Annotated in this window: 21 protein-coding genes; 7 read left to right on the forward strand and 14 right to left on the reverse strand. The window is 66.5% G+C overall.

What is annotated here, in order from left to right:
* Nucleotides 1–19 precede the first annotated feature (19 nt).
* Nucleotides 20–2,455: a GcvT family protein gene (locus H7H34_RS10505; protein WP_185925166.1), complete on the forward strand. Its 2,436-nt coding sequence runs from the start codon at nt 20–22 to the stop codon at nt 2,453–2,455.
* Nucleotides 2,456–2,473: 18 nt separating this feature from the next.
* Here the strand turns inward: H7H34_RS10505 and H7H34_RS10510 are convergent, their stop codons facing one another.
* Nucleotides 2,474–3,370, reverse strand: coding sequence for a LysR family transcriptional regulator (locus tag H7H34_RS10510; protein WP_120267940.1), 897 nt, complete (start codon nt 3,368–3,370; stop codon nt 2,474–2,476).
* 175 nt (nt 3,371–3,545) lie between these two features.
* Here H7H34_RS10510 and H7H34_RS10515 point away from each other — a divergent pair, with 175 nt between their 5' ends.
* Entirely contained in the window at nt 3,546–3,749 is a 204-nt protein-coding gene (locus H7H34_RS10515; RefSeq protein WP_120267939.1) for a hypothetical protein, read from the forward strand.
* A gap of 112 nt (nt 3,750–3,861) precedes the next feature.
* Here H7H34_RS10515 and xylA read toward each other — a convergent pair whose 3' ends face one another.
* From xylA to H7H34_RS10530, 3 genes are all read right to left on the reverse strand, one after another.
* Entirely contained in the window at nt 3,862–5,169 is a 1,308-nt protein-coding gene (gene xylA / locus H7H34_RS10520; protein WP_185925167.1) for a xylose isomerase, read from the reverse strand.
* The gene (gene xylB / locus H7H34_RS10525; protein ID WP_185925168.1) at nt 5,166–6,629 is read right to left on the reverse strand and encodes a xylulokinase; all 1,464 of its coding nucleotides are present in this window, start codon (nt 6,627–6,629) and stop codon (nt 5,166–5,168) included. The genes xylA and xylB overlap by 4 nt, the downstream gene beginning before the upstream one ends.
* Nucleotides 6,630–6,771: 142 nt before the next feature.
* Nucleotides 6,772–7,179, reverse strand: a complete 408-nt coding sequence (locus H7H34_RS10530; RefSeq protein ID WP_185925169.1) for a hypothetical protein — start codon at nt 7,177–7,179, stop codon at nt 6,772–6,774.
* A 131-nt stretch (nt 7,180–7,310) separates the two neighbouring features.
* Here H7H34_RS10530 and H7H34_RS10535 point away from each other — a divergent pair, with 131 nt between their 5' ends.
* Nucleotides 7,311–8,141 (forward strand): helix-turn-helix domain-containing protein, encoded by an 831-nt coding sequence (locus H7H34_RS10535; RefSeq protein ID WP_185925170.1) that lies wholly within the window; start codon nt 7,311–7,313, stop codon nt 8,139–8,141.
* Here the strand turns inward: H7H34_RS10535 and arfB are convergent, their stop codons facing one another.
* Nucleotides 8,142–8,579 (reverse strand): alternative ribosome rescue aminoacyl-tRNA hydrolase ArfB, encoded by a 438-nt coding sequence (arfB, locus tag H7H34_RS10540; protein ID WP_245165041.1) that lies wholly within the window; start codon nt 8,577–8,579, stop codon nt 8,142–8,144.
* A 102-nt stretch (nt 8,580–8,681) separates the two neighbouring features.
* Here arfB and mazG point away from each other — a divergent pair, with 102 nt between their 5' ends.
* Complete coding sequence (gene mazG / locus H7H34_RS10545; RefSeq protein WP_185926506.1) at nt 8,682–9,518, forward strand: nucleoside triphosphate pyrophosphohydrolase; 837 nt, start codon at nt 8,682–8,684, stop codon at nt 9,516–9,518.
* A gap of 17 nt (nt 9,519–9,535) precedes the next feature.
* On the opposite strand, the gene hflX is transcribed toward mazG, so the two are convergent.
* From hflX to dusB, 9 genes are all read right to left on the reverse strand, one after another.
* The gene (hflX, locus tag H7H34_RS10550) at nt 9,536–10,939 is read right to left on the reverse strand and encodes a GTPase HflX (protein WP_185925171.1); all 1,404 of its coding nucleotides are present in this window, start codon (nt 10,937–10,939) and stop codon (nt 9,536–9,538) included.
* A complete protein-coding gene (hfq, locus tag H7H34_RS10555) occupies nt 10,940–11,194 on the reverse strand; it encodes an RNA chaperone Hfq (RefSeq protein WP_067215116.1) in 255 nt (84 codons plus the stop codon).
* 208 nt (nt 11,195–11,402) lie between these two features.
* Complete coding sequence (gene dat / locus H7H34_RS10560) at nt 11,403–12,266, reverse strand: D-amino-acid transaminase (protein WP_120267932.1); 864 nt, start codon at nt 12,264–12,266, stop codon at nt 11,403–11,405.
* Between the two features lie 43 nt (nt 12,267–12,309).
* Nucleotides 12,310–13,686 carry a Trk system potassium transporter TrkA gene (gene trkA / locus H7H34_RS10565; protein ID WP_120267931.1) on the reverse strand — a complete coding sequence of 459 codons (1,377 nt, stop codon included), beginning with the start codon at nt 13,684–13,686 and terminating at the stop codon, nt 12,310–12,312.
* A 57-nt stretch (nt 13,687–13,743) separates the two neighbouring features.
* Nucleotides 13,744–15,111, reverse strand: coding sequence for a nitrogen assimilation response regulator NtrX (gene ntrX / locus H7H34_RS10570; RefSeq protein WP_120267930.1), 1,368 nt, complete (start codon nt 15,109–15,111; stop codon nt 13,744–13,746).
* Nucleotides 15,101–17,326, reverse strand: a complete 2,226-nt coding sequence (locus H7H34_RS10575) for a sensor histidine kinase NtrY-like (RefSeq protein ID WP_245165043.1) — start codon at nt 17,324–17,326, stop codon at nt 15,101–15,103. The genes ntrX and H7H34_RS10575 overlap by 11 nt, the downstream gene beginning before the upstream one ends.
* A 170-nt stretch (nt 17,327–17,496) precedes the next feature.
* Nucleotides 17,497–18,933, reverse strand: coding sequence for a nitrogen regulation protein NR(I) (gene ntrC / locus H7H34_RS10580; RefSeq protein ID WP_185925172.1), 1,437 nt, complete (start codon nt 18,931–18,933; stop codon nt 17,497–17,499).
* Nucleotides 18,934–18,950: 17 nt separating this feature from the next.
* Nucleotides 18,951–20,066 (reverse strand): two-component system sensor histidine kinase NtrB, encoded by a 1,116-nt coding sequence (locus H7H34_RS10585; RefSeq protein WP_185925173.1) that lies wholly within the window; start codon nt 20,064–20,066, stop codon nt 18,951–18,953.
* Nucleotides 20,063–21,097 (reverse strand): tRNA dihydrouridine synthase DusB, encoded by a 1,035-nt coding sequence (dusB, locus tag H7H34_RS10590; RefSeq protein WP_185925174.1) that lies wholly within the window; start codon nt 21,095–21,097, stop codon nt 20,063–20,065. Before dusB ends, H7H34_RS10585 begins: the two co-directional genes overlap by 4 nt.
* A 145-nt stretch (nt 21,098–21,242) precedes the next feature.
* Between dusB and H7H34_RS10595 the strand changes: the two genes are divergently transcribed.
* The 3 genes from H7H34_RS10595 (at nt 21,243) to H7H34_RS10605 (ending at nt 23,561) form a co-directional block, all read left to right on the forward strand.
* A complete protein-coding gene (locus H7H34_RS10595; RefSeq protein WP_245165045.1) occupies nt 21,243–22,505 on the forward strand; it encodes a bifunctional 2-C-methyl-D-erythritol 4-phosphate cytidylyltransferase/2-C-methyl-D-erythritol 2,4-cyclodiphosphate synthase in 1,263 nt (420 codons plus the stop codon).
* Nucleotides 22,502–23,026 (forward strand): CinA family protein, encoded by a 525-nt coding sequence (locus tag H7H34_RS10600; RefSeq protein WP_199681019.1) that lies wholly within the window; start codon nt 22,502–22,504, stop codon nt 23,024–23,026. The genes H7H34_RS10595 and H7H34_RS10600 overlap by 4 nt, the downstream gene beginning before the upstream one ends.
* Before the next feature lie 82 nt (nt 23,027–23,108).
* Complete coding sequence (locus tag H7H34_RS10605; RefSeq protein WP_147421826.1) at nt 23,109–23,561, forward strand: hypothetical protein; 453 nt, start codon at nt 23,109–23,111, stop codon at nt 23,559–23,561.
* The last annotated feature ends 9 nt before the right edge of the window (nt 23,562–23,570 follow it).

The raw sequence follows: 23,570 nt of genomic DNA on the forward strand, positions 1-23,570 counted from the left end.
CAAGCGGGGAAGCAGACGAATGAAATCCCAGGCTCGCGTGGTGGTGATCGGCGGCGGCGTCGTCGGCTGCAGCGTCCTTTATCACCTGACCCGGAGGGGCTGGACCGACGTGCTGCTGATCGAGCGCTCGGAGCTCACCTCCGGCTCGACCTGGCATGCGGCCGGCGGCTTCCACACGCTGAACGGCGACCCGAACGTCGCCAAGCTGCAGGCCTATACCGTCTCGCTCTACAAGGAGATCGAAGAGCTTTCCGGCCAGTCCTGCGGCCTTCACCTGACCGGCGGCCTGCAGCTGGCCGACACGCCCGAGCGGCTCGACTGGCTGAAGATGGCCCATGCCCGCGGCCGCTATCTCGGCATGGAAACTGAGATCATCTCGGCGAAAGAGGCCAAGGAGCTGCTGCCGCTGATCGACGAGCGGCACTTCGTCGGCGCCATGTGGGACCCGATCGAGGGCCATCTCGACCCCTCCGGCACCACGCACGCTTATGCCAAGGCGGCGCGCAAGGCCGGTGCCGAGATCTCGCTGCGCAACCGCGTCGTCGAGCTGGCCCAGAAGCCGGACGGCACCTGGCTCGTCGTCACCGAGCAAGGCACGGTGGAGGCAGAACACGTGGTCAATGCCGGCGGCCTTTGGGCGCGCGAGGTCGGCCGCATGGTCGGGCTGGAACTCCCGGTCCTTGCCATGGAGCACCACTACCTCCTGACCGAAGACATGCCGGAAATCGCCGAGATCGTCGCCTCGACCGGCAAGGAGATGGTCCACGCCATCGACTTTTCCGGCGAGATCTATACCCGCCAGGAACGCGGCGGCATGCTGCTCGGCACTTATGAACGGGCGGCAACGCCCTGGAGCCCGCGCCAGACGCCCTGGGACTTCGGCCAGGAGCTGCTGGCCCCGAACCTGGAGCGCATCGCCCCCTCGCTTGAGATCGGCTTCGAGCACTTCCCCGCGCTCAAGCACACCGGCATCAAGCAGTTCGTCAACGGTCCCTTCACCTTCGCCCCCGACGGCAATCCTCTGGTCGGCCCGGTGCGCGGCCTCACCAATTTCTGGTGCGCCTGCGCAGTCATGGCCGGCTTCAGCCAGGGCGGCGGCGTCGGCCTTGCCCTCTCGAACTGGATGGTCGACGGCGATCCCGGTTTCGACATCTGGGGCATGGACGTCGCCCGCTTCGGCCCCTGGGCCACCCTCGCCTATACCAACGCCAAGGTGCGCGAGAACTATTCCCGCCGCTTCCGCATCCGCTATCCCAACGAGGAACTGCCGGCCGCCCGTCCGCACCAGACGACGCCGCTCTACGACCGCATGCGTGCGCAAGGCGCCGTGATGGGCGACAGCTGGGCGCTGGAAACGCCGCTCTGGTTCGCACCCGAGGGCACCGAGCCCCGCGACATCGTCTCCTTCCGCCGGTCCAACGACTTCGCGCACGTCAAGGCCGAGTGCCAGGCGGTGCGCAAGGGCGTCGGCATCACGGAGATCGCCAATTTCGCCAAGTACGAGATCGCAGGTCCCGGCGCCGAGGCCTTCCTCGACAAGCTGATGACCAACCGCATGCCAGCCCTCGGCAAGATGGTGCTGACGCCGATGCTCAATGAGACCGGCAAGCTGATCGGCGACTTCACCATCGCCCGCATTGCCGACGACCGCTTCCTGATGTGGGGCTCCTCGCAGGCCGAGATCTATCACATGCGCTGGTTCGAGCGGCACCTGCCGCAGGACGGCTCGGTACGCGTGACGCCGATCAATCTCGGCTGGGTCGGCCTGTCGATCGCCGGCCCCAAGGCACGCGACCTGCTGGCGCGCGTCACCGGCGACGACGTGTCGAACGCCGCCTTCCCCTTCATGGCCAGCCGGGCGATGGACGTCGCCTCGGCCCCCTGCCATGTCAGCCGCATCAGCTATACCGGCGACCTCGGCTATGAGATCTGGATGGCGCCGCATTACGAGCGCCGTGTCTACGACGCCTTGAAGGAAGCGGGCGCCGATCTCGGCCTGCGCGACTTCGGCATGCGCGCCCTGCTCTGCCTGCGGCTGGAAAAGAACTTCGGCACCTGGTTCCGCGAGTTCCGACCGATCTACGGGCCCTATGAGGCCGATCTCGGCCGGTTCGTTGCACTGAACAAGGGCGACTTCATCGGCCGCGAGGCCGCCATGCGGGAGAAGGAAACCGGCGGCACACTGCGCCGGGTGAGCTTCGTCGTCGAGGCGAACGATGCCGACGTGATCGGCGACGAGCCGATCTGGCACGAGGGAAAGGTGGTCGGCTGGATCACCTCGGGCGGTTACGGCCACTTCGTCGATGCCTCGCTGGCGCAGGGCTACCTGCCGAAGGACCTGGCCGCGCTCGGCCCGGACGGCGCCTTCGAGATCGAGATCATCGGCGAGCGGGTCAAGGCCCGCATCATCGCCGAGCCGCTGTTCGACCCGCGCGCGGAGCGCATGCGCATGTAGGCGGCGCGGTGCGCCCCCTCAGCTGCCCGGATTCATCTCCCGGAAGCAGGCGATCACATGGCTGGCGAAGGCGTCGCTCGCCTTGCCGGCATTGCCCGCCTCCTTGAGGATCAGGTGGTAGTCACCGATTTCCGGCAAGCCGTGGCGCGCGTCCAGCTTCTGCAGCGGCGGCGTGATGACGCTGGTCGGGAACGGTGCGACGGCAAGGTCGGCCAGCAGGGCCGCTTCCTGTCCCGCGCTGTGAAAGCTCTGATAGGCGATGCGATAGGGATGCTCGGCCTTGTCGAGCGCGATGCGCGCGGCCTTTCGCCAGGGGCAGCCGGACACCGACAGCGCCAGCGGCAGCGGGTTGCGGCTATAGGCAACGCCCCCTTCCAGCCCGGCCCAGGCCAGCGGCTCGGTGTAGACGATCTCACCGCCGCGGGCGAGATCGCTGTCGGGCCGGGCCGTGTAGAGGATCAGGTCGAGCTGGCCGTCCTTCAGCTTCTGCAGCAGCGGCGGGCTGCCGTCGAGATGCACATCGACATTGACCGCCGGATGCGAACGGGCGAAGCGCGTCAGGATGTTGGGCAGGAATCGCGTGCCGAAATCCGAGGGCGCGCCGAAGCGCACCTCGCCCTCGATGGAGGGCGAGCGGAACATCGCCACCGCCTCCTCGTTGAGCAGCAGGATGCGGCGCGCGTAACCGAGCAGCGCCTCGCCCTCCGCAGTCATGCGAACACTGCGTCCCTCCCTTGCGAAAACCGCAGTGCCGAGCAGCGTCTCCAGCTTCTTCACCTGCATGGAGACGGCCGAGGGCGTGCGCCCGATCACCTCGGAAGCCTTTGAAAAGCTTCCCGTTTCCGCGATCACGAGGAAGGTCCTGTACAGGTCCGTCTCGATCAGCGGCGTGCCTTTTCCCGGCACCAGATCCATGGCTTGCCCTCCTGGCGCTTCAGTTCAATGAAATTGATCATATACATGAGTTCTTTTGGTTTGCCTGATAGCGCGAATGCGACCATATCCCCGGTTAGAGCGGCAGGACAGTTCGCCCCGTGCGAACCGTCCGAACCGCAACGGCACACGCAACTCAAGCATATGGAGAGCGCCCATGTCCTACCTGACCCGGGTACTCGGCAACACCTTCGGCATTGCGACGCGCATCCATGCGCTGTCGGTCGCCGACACCGACCCGCGCACCCTTGCCGATCTCGGCATGTCGGGCGACGCGGCGAAGCAGGCCCGTTTCCAGTCGTTCCGCGCCGGCGAGCCCGGTGCCTCGAACGCTGCCCGCCTCGGACTGAACGGTCGCTGAGCACGTCTCCCCGCCGGCCCACCGACCGCATCGATCCGCTGTAACGACAAACCGCCGAAGCTCACGCTTCGGCGGTTTTCGTTTTCGTGAAGGCGTGACGAGGAACCGCTGCTCAGAGGCGGCGGTTGACCAGGTTCTCCAGATATTCCTGGCGGCCCGACACGGGACGCGGATCGATGCCCTCGCGCTCGACACGCGCGGCGACCTCTTCCAGCGTGCGCTCGCCCTTCAGCATGGCCGCGGCCTCCGGCGCCTGCCATCCGGCATAGCGCTTCGCCACCGCATCCGACAGGTCGCCCTTTTCCATGAGCTCGGCCGCAGCCAAAAGTCCGCGCGCGCAGGTGTCCATGCCACCGATATGGCCGTGGATCAGGTCGGCCGCGTCCAGCGACTGGCGGCGGAGCTTCGCATCGAAGTTGAGGCCACCGGTGGTCAGGCCGCCAGCCTTCAGGATGTAGTAGAGCGCCAGCGCCACTTCCGGCACGTTCATCGGGAACTGGTCGGTGTCCCAGCCGGACTGGTAGTCGTTCCGGTTCATGTCGATGGACCCGAGAATCCCGAGCGCGGAGGCGAGCGCCACCTCGTGCTCGAAGGAATGGCCGGCGAGCACCGCGTGGCCGACCTCGATGTTCACCTTCACCTCCTTCTCCAGGCCGTAGGCCTTGAGGAAGCCGTAGACCGTGGCGACGTCGTAATCGTACTGGTGCTTGGTCGGCTCCTGCGGCTTCGGCTCTATCAGGATCGTGCCGGGAAAGCCGATCTTGTGCTTGTAGTCGACCACCATCGACAGGAAGCGGCCCATCTGGTCGAGCTCATGGCGCAGGTCCGTGTTGAGCAGCGTCTCGTAGCCCTCGCGCCCGCCCCACAGCACGTAGTTCTGGCCGCCGAGCTGATGGGTCACGTCCATGCAGGCCTTCACCTGGCCCGCCGCATAGGCGAAGACGTCCGGGTCCGGATTGGTCGCCGCGCCCGCCATGTAGCGGCGGTGCGAGAAGAGATTGGCCGTGCCCCACAGAAGACGCGTCTTCGAGGTCTCCATCTTGCGGGCGAATACCTCGGCGATCTCCTGCAGGTTGCGGTTGCTCTCGGCGAGCGTCGCGCCCTCCGGCACCGCATCCCGGTCGTGGAAGCAGAAGAACGGCACGCCGAGCAGATCGAACATCTCGAAGGCGACATCGGCCTTCAGGCGCGCCATCTCCATCGTCTCGCCGAACCAGGGCCGCTCGAAGGTCTGCCCGCCGAAGGGATCGCCGCCCGGCCAGCAGAAGCTGTGCCAGTAGGCCACGGCAAAGCGAAGATGATCCTCCATCCGCTTGCCCAGCACGAGCCGGTCGGCGTCGTACCAGCGATAGGCAAAGGGATTTTCGCTCTCCGGCCCTTCGTAGCGAATGGCGGGAATGCCGTCGAAAAACGCTGTCATCGCAGAACCTCTTTCAGTGCCGGATAAAGCGCCCGGTAGCGGGCGAGGCCTTCCTCGTGGAAGGCGCGCTGCCCCGCGTCAGGGCCGATGGAATGTGCCGTGGGCGGCGGTGCGAAACGGTCGGCGCCGCAAGCGCCGGTGGCCGCCGCGCGGCCGAGCCGCGCCGCACCGAAGGCCGCACCGAAATCCCCGTTGCCGGGCACGTCGATCTCGATGCCCAGAACCGTCGCCAGGATCTCCAGCCAGTTGCGCGAGCGGGCACCGCCACCGATGGCGGTGGCGCGCTCCACGCGGGTGCCGGCGGCCGACAGCACGTCGAGGCAGTCGCAGAAGGCATAGGCGACGCCCTCCAGCACCGCGAGTGCGAGATCGGAGCGGTCATGCGCCTGCGACAGGCCAACGAAGCTGCCGCGCGCCGAGGCATCGTTATGCGGCGTGCGCTCGCCGGACAGATACGGCAGGAACAGCACCGGCGGCCCGTCGCGCCGGGAGCGCTGGCGCGCGGCGGCCTCCGCCTCCAGCGTCGCGACATCGCAGCCCGAAACCCGCGCCAGCCAGTTGAGGCTGTCGGTCGCCGACAGGATCACCCCCATCTGGTGCCAGGTGTCGGGCAGCGCGTGGCAGAAGGCATGGACGGCGCCGGCGGTGTTGGGCCGGAAACGATCGGTCGCGACGAAGAGCACGCCGGACGTTCCGAGCGACAGGAACGCTTCGCCCGGACGCACGGCGCCGATGCCGCAGGCACTGGCGGCATTGTCGCCGGCACCGCCCGCCACCACCGGCGGACGCGCAAAGCCCCAGCGGGACGAGAGCTCCGGCAAGACCGACCCGGTGGCATCGGTCCCTTCGGCAAGCGCCGGCATGTTGGCACGCGCGAGACCGGTTGCAGCGAGCAGCTCGTCCGACCAGTCGCGCCGGGCAACGTCGAGCCACAAGGTGCCGGCAGCGTCCGACATGTCCGAGGCAGCCGCACCGGTCAGGCGCAGGCGGACATAGTCCTTCGGCAGCAGCACGAGCGCAGTTTTCGCGAAGATTTCGGGCTCGTGGCGGGCGACCCATTCGAGCTTCGGCGCGGTGAAGCCCGGCATCACCAGATTGCCGCCGATGCCGCGAAAGTCTGCCCGCGCATCAAGCGCCGCGCATTCGGCTTCCGAGCGTCCGTCGTTCCACAGGATCGCCGGGCGCAGCACCTGGTGCGCTGCGTCCAGCAGTGTAGCGCCGTGCATCTGGCCGGACAGGCCGATGCCGGCAACGGCCGACATTTCGGACGGATGGCTGCGGGAGAGCTCGTCGAGCGTTGCGACCACCGCCTCCCACCAGGCGTGCGGGTCCTGCTCCGACCAGCCGGGATGCGGCCGGGAAACGGTCAGCGAACTGGAGGCGGAAGCAAGGATCGCATCCGTCTCGTCCATGAGTACGGTCTTGACCCCGGACGTGCCGATGTCGATTCCCAGATACACGCGTCCTCCCGCGCCGCCATGCGGCTCTTCATATTATTTTCGATACCAAAATATACCATGGCGCGAGGAAATAAAGAGGCACGATGAAAAGCGGCGACGCGAGGGGATCGCGCCGCCGGGATGCCAGGCCGAGCGAGGAAGGTCATGCAGCAGCGGTCGATGCCGACATGCGCGCCATGGCCCGCTGCTCTGCGAGGGCCAGCACCGCCACCGCGCCGGCCTGGATGCCGAGAAAGGCGTAGCCGAGCCCGGTCGGCGAAACGAGGCCGAAGAGCGGCAGCGCAAGGCTTGCCGCCACCCACAGCCAGTTGCCCGCAACGACAACGAAAACGCCCGCGGTCGGCGGAGCGGGCGGGAGCGCAACCGCCAGCATGAAGGCAGCGATCGGCAGCAGCACAAGCCCCGCGTAGAACAGGAGATTCTCAGGAAGACCGAGCGGCGGCGCCAGAAGGCTAGCGGCGACAAGCAGCAGGCAGCCCATGGCAAGGCAGGTGACGGCATCGAGACCGAGAACGCCGCGCAGGGAAAGGCGGTCGAAGATCTGCAACATGGGAACTCTCCTTGGTTGGCAGACCGGCCGGATGCCGGACTGGATGACAGGAGAGAACACCCACGAGGTCATCGAGGCGATTACCTCACAGGTCATTGAAGACAGAAAAGATCGCGGGCAGGATCAGGCCCATGATCACGACACCCTCCTCCAGCTTTCCCGACCTTCTGCGCCAGTGGCGCAGCCGCCGGCGCCTCAGCCAGCTGGCGCTGGCTGCCGAGGCCGGCCTGTCGCAGCGCCATCTCAGCTTCCTGGAATGCGGCAAGGCACAGCCGAGCCGGGAGATGGTGCTGAGGCTGACCGACCAGCTCGCCCTGCCGCCGCGCGAACGCAACACCCTGCTGGTCGCGGCCGGCTTTTCGCCGCAGATGCCGGAGCGCGCGCCGGACCATCCCGACCTTGCTGCCGCGATGGAGGTGGTCGGGCGAATTCTCGATGGGCACGCCCCTCACCCGGCGCTGGCCGTCGACCGCAACTGGAACCTGGTGCGCGCCAATGCCCCGGCGCTGGCGCTGCTGACGGGCATCGCGCCGCACCTGCTGGAGCCTCCGGTCAACGTGCTGAAAGTGAGCCTGCATCCCGAGGGCCTTGCCCCGCGCATCCGCAACTACCGCGAATGGCGGGCGCATCTGCTGGAGCGGCTGGGCCGGCAGGCCGATCTGTCGGGAGACGCGCAGATCGCAGCTCTGGTGGAGGAACTGGGCAGCTATCCCGTGCCGGCTTCGGCGAAAGCGCAGCCGGTGGCAGGACGAGACAGGCATGCAGGCATCGCCGTTCCGCTGGAACTTCTGGCCGGCGATATCGTCCTTTCGTTCCTCAGCACGACCACAGTGTTCGGAACCGCGCTCGACATCTTCCTGTCGGAACTGGTGATCGAGAGCTTTTTCCCCGCAGACGAGACGACCGCAGCGGCGATGGCAGAACTCAGCGCAGGCCTTGCCGAGAAGTCCCCGGCTGGGTGATCAGTCGTCGGAGCCGGAGCGCATCCGCTTGATCGCCCCGCGCTGCTTCTTGGCAGCGAGCCTACGCTCCTTGGAGGCCTTTGTCGGCCGCGTCGCCTTGCGCGGCTTCGGTCGCTCCAGCGCCTTCCTCACCAGCGCGGCAAGACGCTCCAGCGCGTCCAGCCGGTTGCGCTCCTGGGTGCGGAACCGGTCGGCCTGGATCAGGATCTCGCCCGCAAGCGTCAGCCGGCTGCCGGCAAGGCGGGCAAGCCGCTCCTTGACGTCCTCGGCAAGCGTCCGGTTGGCGGAAAGGTGAAAGCGGAGCTGAACCGCCGTCGCCACCTTGTTGACGTTCTGCCCGCCTGGTCCCGAAGCGCGCACGAAGCTCTCCGACAGGTCCGCAGCCGGGATGCTCACCCCCGGCGCCACCTCCAGATCCATGTCCGCCACTGACGCCATCGCCGTCCCGTTCCGTTTCCCTGTCGCTTTCCGAGGGCCGCTTGGAACGCCCCCGGTGCAATGCTATGTCGGTCGCCAGGACCTAAGATGAGGGGCAGCAGCGTGACACCGGACCGCGACATCCAGCGACTGATCGAGATCATGGCCGCCCTGCGCACGCCCGGGACCGGCTGCCCCTGGGATCTGGAGCAGGACTTCGCAACGATCGCCCCATATACGATCGAGGAAGCCTACGAGGTCGCCGATGCGATCCAGCGCGGCGACATGGTCGAGCTGCGCGAGGAACTGGGCGATCTGCTCCTGCAGGTGGTCTATCACGCCCGCCTTTCCCAGGAACAGGGGGCTTTCGCCTTTCCCGACGTGGTGGAGGCGATCACCACCAAGATGATCCGCCGGCATCCGCACGTCTTCGGCGACGACAATGCCCGCTCCGCCGGCATCGCCAAGGGCATGTGGGAGAAGATCAAGCAGCAGGAGAAGCTGGAGCGCGCCAGCGCCCGGGCCGCGGCTGGCCTTGGCGAAGAGCGCCGGCGGTTCCTCGACGACGTGCCGCCGATCTTCCCTGCCCTGACCGAAGCGGAAAAGCTGCAGCGGCGCGCAGCGCGCGTCGGCTTCGACTGGGGCAGCGCCGGGCCCGTGCTCGACAAGATCCGCGAGGAGACCGAGGAGCTCGCCAGCGAGATCGCGGCAGAGGACGGCAAGACACCCGACCGCGAGCGCATCGCCGGCGAGATCGGCGACCTGATCTTCGCCGTGGCCAACCTGGCGCGGCATCTGGACATCGACCCGGAGGAAGCGCTGAAGCGCACCAACCGCAAGTTCCGGCGGCGGTTCGCAGCCATCGAAGATGCGGCTGAAGGCGAAGGCCGTACGCTCGCCGACATGAGCCTCGACGAGATGGAAGCGGTCTGGCAGGCGGCGAAGTCGAACGACGCCTGAGCCCGCCGGAGCGGCGCTCAGTCCGCCGAGCCCTCGTCTATCTCGGTGAACACACCGCGATAGCGGGTGGTGAACTCGCCCTTGCGCCGCTCGCCGACACGCACGCGAAGGGAGATGCCCTCCTCGCCGTCCGTCCGCCGCAGCACGTCCGTGTTGCGATAGAGCCAGGCAAGCCCCTCGCCGTCCTCCGGCGCCAACCACAGCTCGTAGACGAGACTGTCCTCGGCCAGCCGCAATTCCACCCGCGCCAGAAGATCCGCAACGCCCTCGCCGGTGACGGCTGAAACGGCAACGGGTCCCTCGTCGATGCGATTGGCGGCAAGCAACGTCTGGCGATGCTCGTCGGAGAGCTTGTCGACCTTGTTCCAGACCTCGATCAGGCGACTGCTCTGCGCCTGTTCGAGACCCAGCGCATCAAGCGTTGCGGCCACGTCCGCTGCCTGTGCTTCGGTATCCTCGTGCGAGATGTCGCGCACATGCAGGATGAGATCGGCCTCCGTCACCTCCTCCAGCGTCGCGCGGAACGCGGCGATGAGGTGCGTCGGCAGGTCGGAGATGAACCCCACCGTATCCGACAGGATGACGTCGCGCCCGTGCGGCAGCGTCACCCGCCGAAGCGTCGGGTCGAGCGTTGCGAACAGGAGATCCTTGGCGAAGACCTCGGCCTGGGTCAGCCGGTTGAACAGCGTCGACTTGCCGGCATTGGTATAGCCGACCAGCGCCACGACGGGCTGCGGCACCTTCTTGCGCTTGGCGCGGTGCAGCTCGCGGGTGCGCGTGACCTGCTCGAGATCCTTTTCCAGCCGGTTGATCCGCTCCTGGATGAGGCGCCGGTCGGCCTCGATCTGGGTTTCGCCGGGACCGCCGACGAAGCCGAGACCGCCGCGCTGGCGCTCAAGGTGGGTCCACGAGCGCACGAGCCGGCTTTTCTGCCACTTCAGGTGGGCAAGCTCCACCTGCAGCGTGCCTTCCGCCGTACTGGCGCGGTCGCCGAAGATTTCCAGGATGAGGCCGGTACGGTCGAGCACCTTGCAATGCAGCGCCTTTTCCAGATTGCGCTGCTGGATCGGCGTCAGCGGATGATCGACGACGACGAGCTCGATCTCCTCCGCCTTCACGATGGCGGCGAGTTCCTCGACCTTGCCGCTGCCGAACAGCGTTCCGGGCTTGGGCGTTGCGACCGTGGCGATGCCGCTGGAGACGATCTCGAGGTCGATGGCGGCGGCAAGGCCGATCGCCTCTTCAAGCCGCGCCTCCGGCGAGCGGCGAAGCTGGGCGGCACTTTCGCCGCGCTGCCGGCCGGTCAGCACCGGAACGATGACGGCGGCTCGTGCGCCAGCGGCCCCGCGCGGGCCCTCGAACGGATTGTCCGGTTCCTGCGCGGGTTTGTCCTTCCGATTCGAGCGGGGTTGGTTCTTCAATCAGCCCGCCGTCTTTTCGCCGGTCTCGTCCGGCTCGAACAGCTGCACCGGAGCATTCGGCATCACGGTGGAGATCGCGTGCTTGTAGACAAGCTGCGAGTGTCCGTCACGGCGCAGAAGAACGCAGAAGTTGTCGAACCAGGTCACGACGCCTTGCAACTTCACGCCATTGATCAAAAAGATCGTCAGCGGGGTCTTCTGCTTGCGTACATGGTTGAGGAAAGTATCTTGAAGGTTTTGAGCGCGGTCAGCCATGTTTTATTTTTTCCTGCATTCGCATTGTCGTTTATTGGTGCGCCCAGCCGGAAACAAAATCTGTCACCATGCAGTTCTGCTGCCCGCAGCATTGCGCCCGGCAGACCCGGCGTCAAGAGCCCGGAGGAAGACCCTCGGACGCACGACGCCAGTTTAGCGCATCCTCGTTGCCATTTCTGCCCGTTTATATGCCACAGCCTGCCTCAAGTCACACCGCACTGACTTCGGCGGTCTCATGGAACATGCGTCGCAGTTCCCGCGTCAACTCTCCGGGATGGCCGTTGCCGATGGACTGGCCGTCGATCTGCACCACCGGCATCACCACCGTCGTCGCGGCGGTCATGAAGGCTTCCTTGGCCTGCTTCGCCTCTTCCAGGCTGAAGGCACGCTCCTCGAAAGTGAGGCCGTTGCGCTCGATCATGTCGAGGACGACCTGACGGGTAATGCCCTTCAGGATGCCGCTCACCGCCGGCCGGGTTACCAGGCAATTGTCCTTGGTGACGATCCAGGCATTGGTCGAACCGCCCTCGGTCACCATCCCGTCGCGGTCGACGAACCAGGCTTCCTTGGCGCCCGCTTCCTTCGCCTTCTGCTTGGCCAGCACATTGGGCAGAAGGCCGACGGTCTTGATGTCGACACGCTCCCAGCGGTTCTCCGGCACGGAGATCACCGAAACGCCCTTTTCGGCCAGGGCGGCAGCGGCTGCCGGCTGGGAGGAACGGGCCGTCACCACGAGCGCCGGCTCGACGTATGCGGGCGGAAAGACGTGGTCGCGACGCGACACGCCGCGGGTCACCTGCATGTAGACGAGCCCGTCGCGCACCTTGTTGCGGCGAACGACCTCGTGCAGAACCTGCGACAGGGCGGCACGGCCCATCGGCATGCGGATCGACAGTTCGCCGAGCGAACGCTCCAGGCGGTCGAGATGGCGCCGCTCGTCGACGAGATGGCCGTGCCAGATCTCGCAAACCTCGTAAACGCCATCGGCGAACTGGTAGCCCCGGTCCTCGATATGAATGGCGGCCTCCGCGTGCCGGACATAGCGCCCGTTCACATATGCGATGCGGCTCATGCTTCCTCCAGTCGATTGCGGAACGCGGCAGCCCGGCCGCGTATCAGAAGAATTCCAGGCTGACGCGGAACATCTGCTCCACCTGCCGCACCCGCTCCGCAATGGCAAACAGCACACAGCGGTCATGGGCGCGGATCACGGTGGAGCCGTCCGGCGTAATCACGGTCCCGTCGCGGAAGACCGCGCCGACGCGAATGCCGTCGGGCAGATCGACCTCCCGCAAGGGCTTGCCGACGAGCGGCGAGGTTTCCAGTGCTTCGGCCTCGATGACCTCGGCCGCGCCGTTCTGCAGAGCATGGACACCGCGGATACGGCCGCGCCGCACATGCTGCAGGATCTTGGAGATCGTCACTTGCCTTGGATTGACGAAGGCGTCAATGCCGAGCGCATGGGCGAAGGTCGGATAGCTCGGATTGTTGAGCAGCGACAGGTTGCGCTTGCAGCCGAGCTTCTTGGCCATCACGCAGGACAGGATGTTGACCTCGTCCTCGTTGGTCAGCGCGATCAAGGTGTCCGCGTCCTGAATGTCGGCTTCCTTGAGGATGGTCTGGTCCAGCGCGCTGCCATGCAGGATCACGGCGCGCTTCAAGGTGTCGGCGATGCTGAGCGCGCGCTCGCGCGAATGCTCGATGATCTTGACCTTGGCCGCCGACTGGCGCTGTTCCAGCGTGCGCGCGACATAATGGCCGATATTGCCGCCGCCGGCGATGACGACGCGGGTCGCCTCCGGCTCCTCGTGACCGAAGATCGCCAGCGTCCGCCGCACCTGGTCGCGCCGCGCGACCACATAGACCAGATCGCCGACGAACAGCGTGTCGGAACTCTTGGGAACGAAGAGATGGTTGCCGCGAAACACGCCGGTGACCACAGCGCCGAGATCGGGAAACAGCTCGGTGAGCTGGCGCAGCGGCGTGTTCACCACCGGGCAATCCTCCCGGCAGATCAGGCCGACCACAACCACCTGGTCGTCGGCAAAGCGCACGGTCTCCACCGCCCCGGGCAGCGCAAGGCGGCGCAGCACCATCTCGCCCACCTCGATCTCCGGCGAGATGATGACGTCGATGGGCATGTTGTCCCGGGAGAAGAGGTCGCTCCAATGCGGCTTCAGATAGCTCTGGGCCCGCACGCGCGCCACCTTGGTCGGCACCTTGAACAGGGAATGGGCCACCTGGCAGGCGACCATGTTGACCTCGTCGTAGAGGGTGACGGCGATCAGCATGTCGGCCTGGTCCGCGCCGGCCTGCGCCAGCACATCCGGATGCGCGCCATGGCCGACGAACCCGCGCACGTCGAGCGTGTCGCGGATCGCGTTGATCAGCCGCGGCGAGGAATCGATGACAGAGACATCGTTCTGTTCGGCCGCAAGCTTCTCGGCAATGCCGTAGCCCACCTGGCCGGCGCCGCAAATCACCACTCTCATCGGATCGAAGTCCCTTCAAGGTGTCCGGTCAATCCGGAACCTACCACGTCGCAACGGCTATGAAAGACCAAGCGACTTCAGCTTCCGGTGCAGGGCGGAACGTTCCATGCCGACGAACTCCGCCGTACGCGACACGTTGCCTCCGAACCGCTTAATCTGGGCCTGCAGGTAATCCCGCTCGAACATCTCGCGCGCATCCCGAAGCGGCAGCGCCATCAAGTGCTCGCCGCCGCCATTGGTCGGCAGGCTCGGCACGTCGGCACCGATCTCGCCCGGAAGCAGGTCGGCGGTGATCACGGCCTCCGAATCGCCGCGGGTCAGGATCATCAGCCGTTCGACGTTGTTGCGCAGCTGGCGCACGTTGCCCGGCCAGTCATGGGCCTGCAGCACCGCCATCGCATCCTCGCCGATCTTGCGGATCGGCAGGCCGGATGCAGCCGAAATCTGCTCCATGAAGAAATGGACCAGGTCGGGAATGTCGTCGCGCCGCTCGGCCAACGGCGGCACCTGCAGCGGCACCACGCCCAGCCGGTGGAACAGGTCCTCGCGGAAGCGCGCCTCGGAGATCTCGCCCTCCAGGTTGCGCGCGCTCGAGGACAGGATCCGGATATCGACGCTGACCTTGCCGACACCGCCGACGCGGGTGAAGGTCTGGTCGACAAGCACGCGCAGGATCTTGCCCTGGGTCTCGTAGGGCATGTCGGCGACTTCATCGATGTAGAGCGTGCCGCCATGGGCCTCTTCCATCGCGCCGACCTTGCGGATCCGCCCGTCGGAATCCTCGATGCCGAAGAGCTCCTCTTCCATGCGTTCGGGCGTGATCGTCGCCGCGTTGATCACCACGAAGGGATTGCGCGCGCGCTGCGACATGGCGTGGATCGTGCGGGCGGTCAGCTCCTTGCCGGCGCCCGAGGGACCGATGATCAGCACCCGGCTGTTGGTCGGGGCGACACGCTCGATCATGTGGCGCAGGTTGTTCATCGCGCTGCTGGCGCCCAGCAGCTCCGGCGCATCGCCGCTGCGCTGGCGCAGCTGCTTGATCTCGCGCTTGAGCGAAGTGGCCTCCAGCGCGCGCTCGGTGATCAGCACCAGCCGGTCGGCCTTGAACGGCTTCTCGATATAGTCGTAGGCGCCGCGCTTGATGGCCGACACCGCCGTCTCGACATTGCCGTGACCGGAAATGATCACCACCGGCAGGTCGGGGTCCTGCGCCTTGATGGCATCCAGCAGCTCCAGCCCGTCCAGACGACTGCCCTGGAGCCAGATGTCCAGCACGACCATGGACGGTCGACGCTCCTGGATTGCGGCGAGCGCGCTATCGCTGTCGCCGGCCGTGCGCGTCTTGTAGCCCTCGTCGTCGAGGATGCCGGCGATGAGGTCGCGAATGTCGGCCTCGTCGTCAACGATCAGGATATCATACGCCATCTGTAGCAACCGTCTCCGGGGTCACGGACGCCTCGCCTGCGTCTGGCGGAAGATCCGCCGTGTTTCGTACCATCGTAAGGCGGACCATGGCCCCTCGTCCGCCTCCAATGCTCTCGTCTCGCACCGGCGCATCGAGAAGCTCGATGCCGCCGCCGTGCTCTTCCATGATCTTCTTGACGATTGCGAGACCAAGGCCGGTGCCCTTGTCCCGCGTCGTCATGTACGGCTCCAGCAACCGCTGGCGGTTCTCCACCGGCAGGCCGATGCCATTGTCCACCACCTCGATGGCGATGGTCTCGCCGTCCTGGTGCACGGTGACGTCGATCCGCCCCTTGCTGCCGCTGCCGGCCGGCACCGCCAGTACGGATTCCGTCGCGTTCTTGATGACGTTGGTCAGCGCCTGCCCGACCAGCCTCTGGTCGAACCGCGCCTTGACGGCCACCTCCGGCAGGTCGGTGCGGATCGAGATGTCCGGATTGGCGACGCTCTGCAGGAAGGCTGCCTCGCGCACCGTGGTACGCAGGTCGCTGGTGCTCATCGTCGGCTTCGGCATGCGCGCGAAGGACGAGAACTCGTCGACCATCCGCCCGATGTCGCCAACCTGGCGGATGATCGTGTCGATGCACTGGTCGAACACGGTGCGGTCGTCGTCGACGATCGTCTTGCCGTAGCGCCGGCGGATACGCTCCGCCGACAGCTGGATCGGCGTCAACGGGTTCTTGATCTCATGCGCGATACGGCGCGCAACGTCGGCCCAGGCCGAGGTGCGCTGGGCGGTGACGAGATCGGTGATGTCGTCCAGCGTGACCACGAAACCGTGCTCGCTGCGGGTCGACTGCTCGCTGGTCACGCGCACGTTCACGCTGCGCTCGCGTCCATGCCGGTGCAGCGAGACCTGCGTCTCGGTCATCCGGTCGTCGGCGCGCGCCAGCACATCCTCCACCACCGAGGCAAGCTCCGGAACCACGCGCCCCAAAGGTTCGTCCAGCAGCGCGCTTTCGCTGACATCGAGCAGAGACAGCGCCGATCGGTTCACCAGCGTGATGCGCCCGGTATCGTCGATGCCGATGACGCCGGCGGTGACGCCCGAAAGCACGGCCTCGGTAAAGCGGCGGCGACGGTCGATCTGGTCGTTGGCCGCCAGCAACGCATCGCGCTGACCGCGCAGCTGCGCCGTCATGTTGTTGAAGGTGGCACCCAGATTGGCAAGGTCCCCAGCCGACTTGTCGGTCTCCACCTGGACATAGAGATTGCCCTTGGAAACCTGGTCGGCAGCGCCGATGAGCCGGCGGATCGGCGCCACCAGCATGTTGGCAAAGCCGAAGCCGATCCAGATCGAGGACAGCAACAGCACCAGGGTGACGCCGGTATAGACGAGCGCGAAGGCCACCTGCACGCCGAACCGGCTCTGCTCCATGCGGCCGTACTGGCTGGCCCCGTCCTCGGCCAGACGCATGTAGTCGACCACGCGCTTGTCCATCGCACGGGTGACATAGAGGTACATGTCCTCATAGGCGGAGAGCTTCATCACGCCGCCGACGAGGTTGGATACGCCCGGCGCGATCAGCACCGGCTCGCCCGCCGCCGCCTGCCCGAACGCCTCCACCGGCGGCAGGATCACCTCCACGTCCGGATTGACGACGGCGCGGGTAATCACCGTGCCGTCCGGCTTCATCAGATAGGCGCCGCCGAGCGCGCGCAAGGTGGTCTGCGTCTGGAAGAAACTGTCGAAGCGGGTCGGCTCGAAGTCGTAGACCGCCTTGGCCCGGTCGATATCGCTGGCCATCGCGATAAGGTCGCCCCGCAGCACGCGGGCGTGTTCCTGCAGGTAGGCCTGCGCCACGGTGAGCGCATTGTCGATGATCAGCCGCGTGCGGTCCTCGAACCAGCGGTCGAGGCCGCGGTCGAGGGTGATGGTCGCGAGAATGGCGACAAGAACGGCCGGCACCGCCGCCACGACGCTGAACAGCGTGACGATGCGCCCGTGCAGGCGGGCGGCCGCGCGCCCTCGTCGCCGAGCCTGCAGAAGCGCTGCGAACTCGAGCCCGATCAGCAGCAGCAGGATGGCCACCAGCACGCCGTTGATCACCATCGCGACCTGCGCGACGGGACCGTCCGGCGCGATCGGCGTCACGCCCATCAGCACGAAAAAGGTCAGCGTGATGGAGATCAGCGAGACGATGACCAGCACGAGGCCGATGCGGCGCACGCGCAATCCGCTCCGACCGCTGTCGGATGGGGAATCTGCTCCGCTGGTTCTCTCGGCAAGCACAGTCGGCAACCGTCGCTAGAATCGGCCCAGGCGGGTCCGTTGCTGGGAATGCGGCACCCTTACCACACAATGTTGCCAAATTACGACAGAGATGCCGCCGCGTGAAGCCAGCGTCAGCGGTTGGACCGGATCACCTGGACGTCGAGATCGCGGATTTTCTTGCGCAACGTGTTGCGGTTCACGCCGAGCAGCTCCGCCGCCTTGATCTGGTTGCCTCGCGTTGCGGCAAGCGCCGCACCGATCAACGGATACTCAACCTCGCGCAGGATGCGGTGATAGAGCCCGGGAGGCGGCAGCGCCTCGCCAAAGGCCTGGAAGTAGGTGTTGAGATAGCGCTCGACCGATCCGGAGAGATCGATCTGGGCGTTCTCCTCTTCCTCGACGCTGGGCGCAGGCTGGCTGAGTTCCTGATCGATCAACGCCGCGGAGATCACATCCTGCGGATAAAGCGCCGAAAGCCGCCGGACGAGGTTTTCCAGCTCGCGCACGTTGCCTGGCCAGCGATAGCGGCGCAGCCGGTCGATGGCGGCCGTCTCGATCTGCTTGGCCGGAAGCCCCTCCTTCTCGGCCAGCGTGAAGAAGTGCCGCACCAGATCCGGAATGTCCTCGATGCGTTCGCGCAGCGGCGGGAGCCGGATCGGCACCACGTTCAGCCGGTAATAAAGGTCCTCGCGGAAGAGGCCCTGATTGATCAGCTGACGCAGGTCCTTGTTGGTGGCCGCGACGATGCGCACGTCCGTGCGGATCGGCACGCGCCCGCCGACGGTGGTGTATTCGCCCTGTTGCAGGACGCGCAGGAGCCGCGTCTGCGCCTCCATCGGCATGTCGCCGATTTCGTCGAGGAACAGCGTGCCGCCGTCGGCCTGCTCGAAGCGGCCGGCAGAGCGCTGCTGCGCACCGGTGAAGGCGCCCTTTTCGTGGCCGAACAGCTCGGCCTCGATCAGGTCGCGCGGGATTGCCGCCATGTTGATGGCAACGAAGGGGCCGTTGCGGCGCTTGCCGTAGTCGTGCAGGGCGCGGGCGACGAGCTCCTTACCGGTTCCCGACTCGCCGTTGATCATCACCGACAGGTCGGTCTGCATCAGACGGGCGAGCACCCGGTAGATTTCCTGCATGGCCGGCGAGCGCCCGACCAGCGGGATGTTCTCGCCTGCCTCCTCCGGCTCGTCCATCTTGATCCGGCGCGGCTCCGAAAGAGCGCGGCCGACGATGCTGGTCAGCTCCTTCAGGTCGAAGGGCTTGGGCAGATACTCGTAAGCCCCCTTCTCCGAGGCTCGGATCGCCGTCATGAACGTGTTCTGCGCGCTCATGACGATGACCGGCAGGTCCGGCCGCAGCTTCTTGATGCGCGGCAGGACGTCGAATGCGTTCTCGTCCGGCATCATCACGTCGGTGACGACGAGGTCGCCGTCGCCGGAGCTGACCCAGCGCCAGAGCGTGGTCGCGTTGGAGGTGAGCCGGACGGTGTAGCCAGCGCGTGACAGCGCCTGGTTCAGCACCGTGCGGATTGCGGCGTCGTCATCGGCAACGAGGATGGTCCCGGTCGGCATGGTCGGTGTCCCAGATGTCAGATTTCGTCCTGCGTCGCGTAGGCGGGCATCAGGATTCGGAAAACGGTTCGGCCGGGCTGGCTGTCACATTCGATGACGCCGCCATGGTCGCCGATGATCTTGGCGACCAGGGCAAGCCCCAGGCCGGAGCCGTTGGCCTTGGTCGTCACGAAGGGGTCGAAGAGATGCGGCAGCAGGTCCTCGGGAACGCCCGGACCATTGTCTCGCACGCAGAATTCGAGCGGCAGGCTCACCCGCTCCCGCGAGCCCGGCACCGACAAACGGATGCCGGGGCGATAGGCCGTGGTCAGCGTGATCTCGCCCGCCGGTTCGCCCGCCACCGCCTCGCTGGCGTTCTTCACCAGATTGAGGAACACCTGCACCAGCTGGTCGCGATTGGCCAGGACCAGCGGCAGCGACGGGTCGTATTCGACATTGATCGGGATGTTGCGCGCAAAGCCGGAATTGGCGAGGCGCTGCACATGGTCGAGCACCACATGGATGTTGACCGGCTCGCGCTCCACGGGCCGCTCGTCGGAGAACACCTCCATCCGGTCGACCAGCTTCACGATCCGGTCGGTCTCATCCATGATCAGCCGCGTGAGCGGACGGTCGTCCTCGGCGGCCGAGGCCTCCAGCAGCTGCGCCGCGCCGCGAATGCCGGACAGCGGGTTCTTGATCTCGTGCGCCAGCATCGTGGCAAGACCCGAGACCGTGCGCGCCGCCCCGCGGGACGTCAGCTGGCGGTCGATCTTTTCCGCCATGCCCCGTTCCTGCAGCATCAGGACAACGGCCCCCGGCCGGTCGGTTACCGGCGCGGCGATGATGTCGACGATCTTCTCCGCGCCGATGCGGGGCGAGCTGATGTCCACCTTGTATTCGTTGACTGGCGCACCGCGCTCCCTGACCTGCGAGATCAGCATCAGGAGCGGACTTCCGAAGGGTACGAAATGGGACACCGGATGCCGGCGCAGCACCTGCGCGCTGGCGCGGAAGAAGCTTTCCGCCGCCATGTTGGCCTCGACGATGCGCCCTTGCGGGTCGACCAGGATCAGCGGATGCGGCAAGGCATCGAGGATCTGGCCGTTGGTGCCGGGGATGGGACTGGCAGCGGCTTCGCGTGCGCCTCTCATGCGGCGGCCTCCAGGCTGGTTCCGGTCTCCGGCATGCCCGAAAAACAGGCCATGAGGCTGGCAGCGACAAAGCCGGCATCTTCCGAGGTCAGGATCTTCTGGCGCAGGGCACCGGGCGCATCGGGCGCGCCCGCGTCCAGATACCAGGCGATATGCTTGCGGGCGAGCCGCAGCCCCTTCTGCGGGCCGTAGAGCTCTTGCATCATCTCGATATGCTCGCACACCAGCTCGCCGAGCTCGGCACCGGACGGAACCTGAGGGCTGGGCAGGCCGTCCAGCTCGGCGGCGATTGCCCCCGGCAGCCACGGCCGGCCATAGGCCGCGCGCCCGACCATCACCGCATCGGCGCCGGAACGGGTCATCATCTCGCGTGCATCGTCCGCCGAGGAACAATCGCCATTGGCGACCAGCGGAACGGCAATGCGTTCGCGCACCGCCCGGATCGCATCCCAGTCCGCCTGCCCCTTGTAGAACTGGCAACGGGTACGGCCATGGACGGTGATCATTGCAACACCGGCCGCCTCGGCTCTAGCGGCAAGCTCCGGCGCGTTGAGAGAATCGTGATCCCAGCCAAGGCGCATCTTCAGCGTCACCGGCACGGACACCGCGCCGACGGTCGCCTCTACCAGCGTCAGGGCATGGTCGAGATCGCGCATGAGCGCCGACCCGGAATAACCGGACGTCACCTTCTTGGCCGGGCAGCCCATGTTGATGTCGATGACATCGGCTCCGGCAGCCTCCGCCAGACGCGCGCCCTCCGCCATCCAGCGGGCCTCGCGGCCGGCGAGCTGCACCACATGCGGCGCGCCGGCGATTCCCTCGCTGCGAAGACGGGTTTCCGGATGGCCCTCGGCCAGCTGCTCGCACGCCACCATTTCGGAGACCACGAGCCCGGCGCCGAAGCGATGCGCCAAACGCCGGAAAGCCACATCGGTGACGCCGGACATGGGGGCGAGGAACACGCGATTGGCGCTCTCGACAGTCCCGATCCTGATGCCGCGGCAGCCTGCGCCGTCCTGATGAATGCTCATATGATGTGCACTTTCCTGTGTGCCTACAGAATAGACAATGCCGTTTACGCTGCAAGTGCGAAATTCACGGCTCCGACATAAGCCTTGTGGATGCGTGGCGAAACCGTCAAAACCGCCGCATCCGCATTGACGACCGGACATGACGATGACCTCGCCTGCCAGTTTCCCGCCGGGCGCCGCCGATCGGGTGGCCATGCTGATCGTCGCGGCAGGCAAGGGCCTGCGCGCGGGCGGCGGCCTGCCCAAGCAGTATCGCAAGATCGGCGGCACGCCCGTGCTGCGACGCACAATCGAGGCCGCCCTCGCCTGCGAGCGCGTATCCTGCGTCGTGGTGCTTATCGGCGAAGACGACGGCACCCATTATGCCGACTGCATCGCCGGTCTTGCAGATCCGCGCCTTCGGCCGCCGGCCACCGGCGGCGACACGCGCCAGCAAACGGTTCTGAACGGATTGCGTGCGCTGGACGACTTCGCCCCCGACATCGTTCTTGTCCACGACGGGGCCCGCCCCTTCGTCTCGGCAAAGGTCATAGCTGCGTCCATCGACGCGATTGTGACCGGTCACCGCGCTGCGATTGCGGCGATCCCGGTCTCCGACACGCTCAAGCGCGCGGATGGCGAAAGCGGCGCGATCCTCGGGACGGTGGAGCGCAGCGGACTTTATGCCGCGCAGACGCCGCAGGCCTTCCGCTATAGCGACATTCTGGCCGCGCATGAACGGGCGGCGAGCGAAGGGCTTGCCTCCTTCACCGATGACGCGGCCGTTGCCGAATGGGCCGGCCACACGGTCGTGCTGACGCCCGGCGAAACCGGCAATATCAAGATCACGACGGCGGAGGACCTGCGCCGCCTCGACAGCGAAAGCGCCACCAGGGAGCAGCGCATGGACATGGAAACGCGTGTCGCCACCGCCTACGACGTGCACGCCTTCGAAGCGGGCAGCGGGGTCATTCTCGGCGGCATCCCCATTCCCCACGACCGCGCGCTGAAGGGGCACTCCGACGCGGACGTGGTGCTGCACGCACTCACCGACGCGGTCCTGGCGACCATCTGCGACGGCGACATCGGCCATCACTTCCCGCCGAGCGATCCGCAGTGGCGCGGTGCGCCCTCCGATCAGTTCCTTGCCTATGCGGTGGATCGGCTGCGCCAGCGCGGCGGCCGCATCTCCCATCTCGACGTGACGATCGTCTGCGAGCGCCCGAAGATCGGCCCCCACCGCGAAACCATGCGCGCCCGCATCGCCGAGATTTGCGGCACGCCCCTGCACCGGGTATCGGTGAAGGCAACGACCTCCGAACGGCTCGGCTTCACGGGCCGCGAGGAAGGCATCGCGGCACTGGCGACCGCCACGGTCCGCCTGCCGGCCGAAGACGACGAGTTGCCCGCGCAAGGAGCCAGAGCGTGACCGATCTTGCCCGCATCGAGGACAGCGCCGCCCGGGTGATCCGCGAGGCGAGCGAAGCAGGGCTGATGCTGGCCACGGCCGAATCCTGCACCGGCGGACTGATCGCCGGGGCGCTGACGGAGATTGCCGGCTCGTCCTCGGCGGTCGAGCGCGGGTTCGTGACCTATTCGAACGAAGCGAAAAGCGACATGCTGGGCGTTCCGGCCGATCTGATCGCCCGCGTCGGCGCAGTCAGCCGCGAAGTCGCTATCGCGATGGCGGAAGGCGCGCTCGCCGCATCGCGCGCCGATGTGACCGTCGCCGTCACCGGTATTGCCGGACCGGGCGGCGGTTCGGCCGAAAAGCCGGTCGGCCTCGTTCATATGGCGCTGGCGGCAAAGGGCCTTTCCACGCATCATAAGGAATTGCGGTTCGGCGACATCGGGCGAAGCGGCGTGCGCCTTGCGACCGTGGAGCGCGCGCTGGCGGCCCTGTCACAGACCATCGCTAAAGTTTTAGCGGCCCGCACAACGAACGAGTGACCAGTTCGGCAAAGTTTCTCCCCAGTTAATTGTTTTTTCTGGGGCATGCACCCAAAGTCCTTTGCAAACAGGGACATGTTACATGCGTAAAACCTGCCTGACCATTTTACTCGCAGCAGCACTCCCGGCGAGCGCTCTTGCCGGCGACATCCACATGATCTCCCGGCACTCCGACGGGTCTTTCTATGGCAGCCACAAGGTGTTCACCCGCGCCGGAGACAATCTCCACGAGATCTCGCTCTGCGGACGGGCCTACTTTGCCCGTGCGGCAACAGTCGCCTGGATGAACTACGAGGCAGAAGAAGGCCGCGACGTCGGTTTGGAAATGAACCAGGGCAAGGGCTGGTACCGGATCTGCCAGGACCCGAGCAAGCAGGTCAAGCTCGCCGATATCGGCGTCACCGGCACGAATGCGGAGGTGATGCGTGCGAGCGACGAGGCGGTGAACCGCCGCATGCGCTTCATCTACATCCGCCAGATCTTTTCCAAGGTCGGAAATTCCGGCGCCGCCTCATCGTCCTATCACGCACGCTGAGGCGCTTAG

It is taken from the genome of Stappia sp. 28M-7 (assembly GCF_014252955.1).
Lineage (GTDB): Bacteria > Pseudomonadota > Alphaproteobacteria > Rhizobiales > Stappiaceae > Stappia.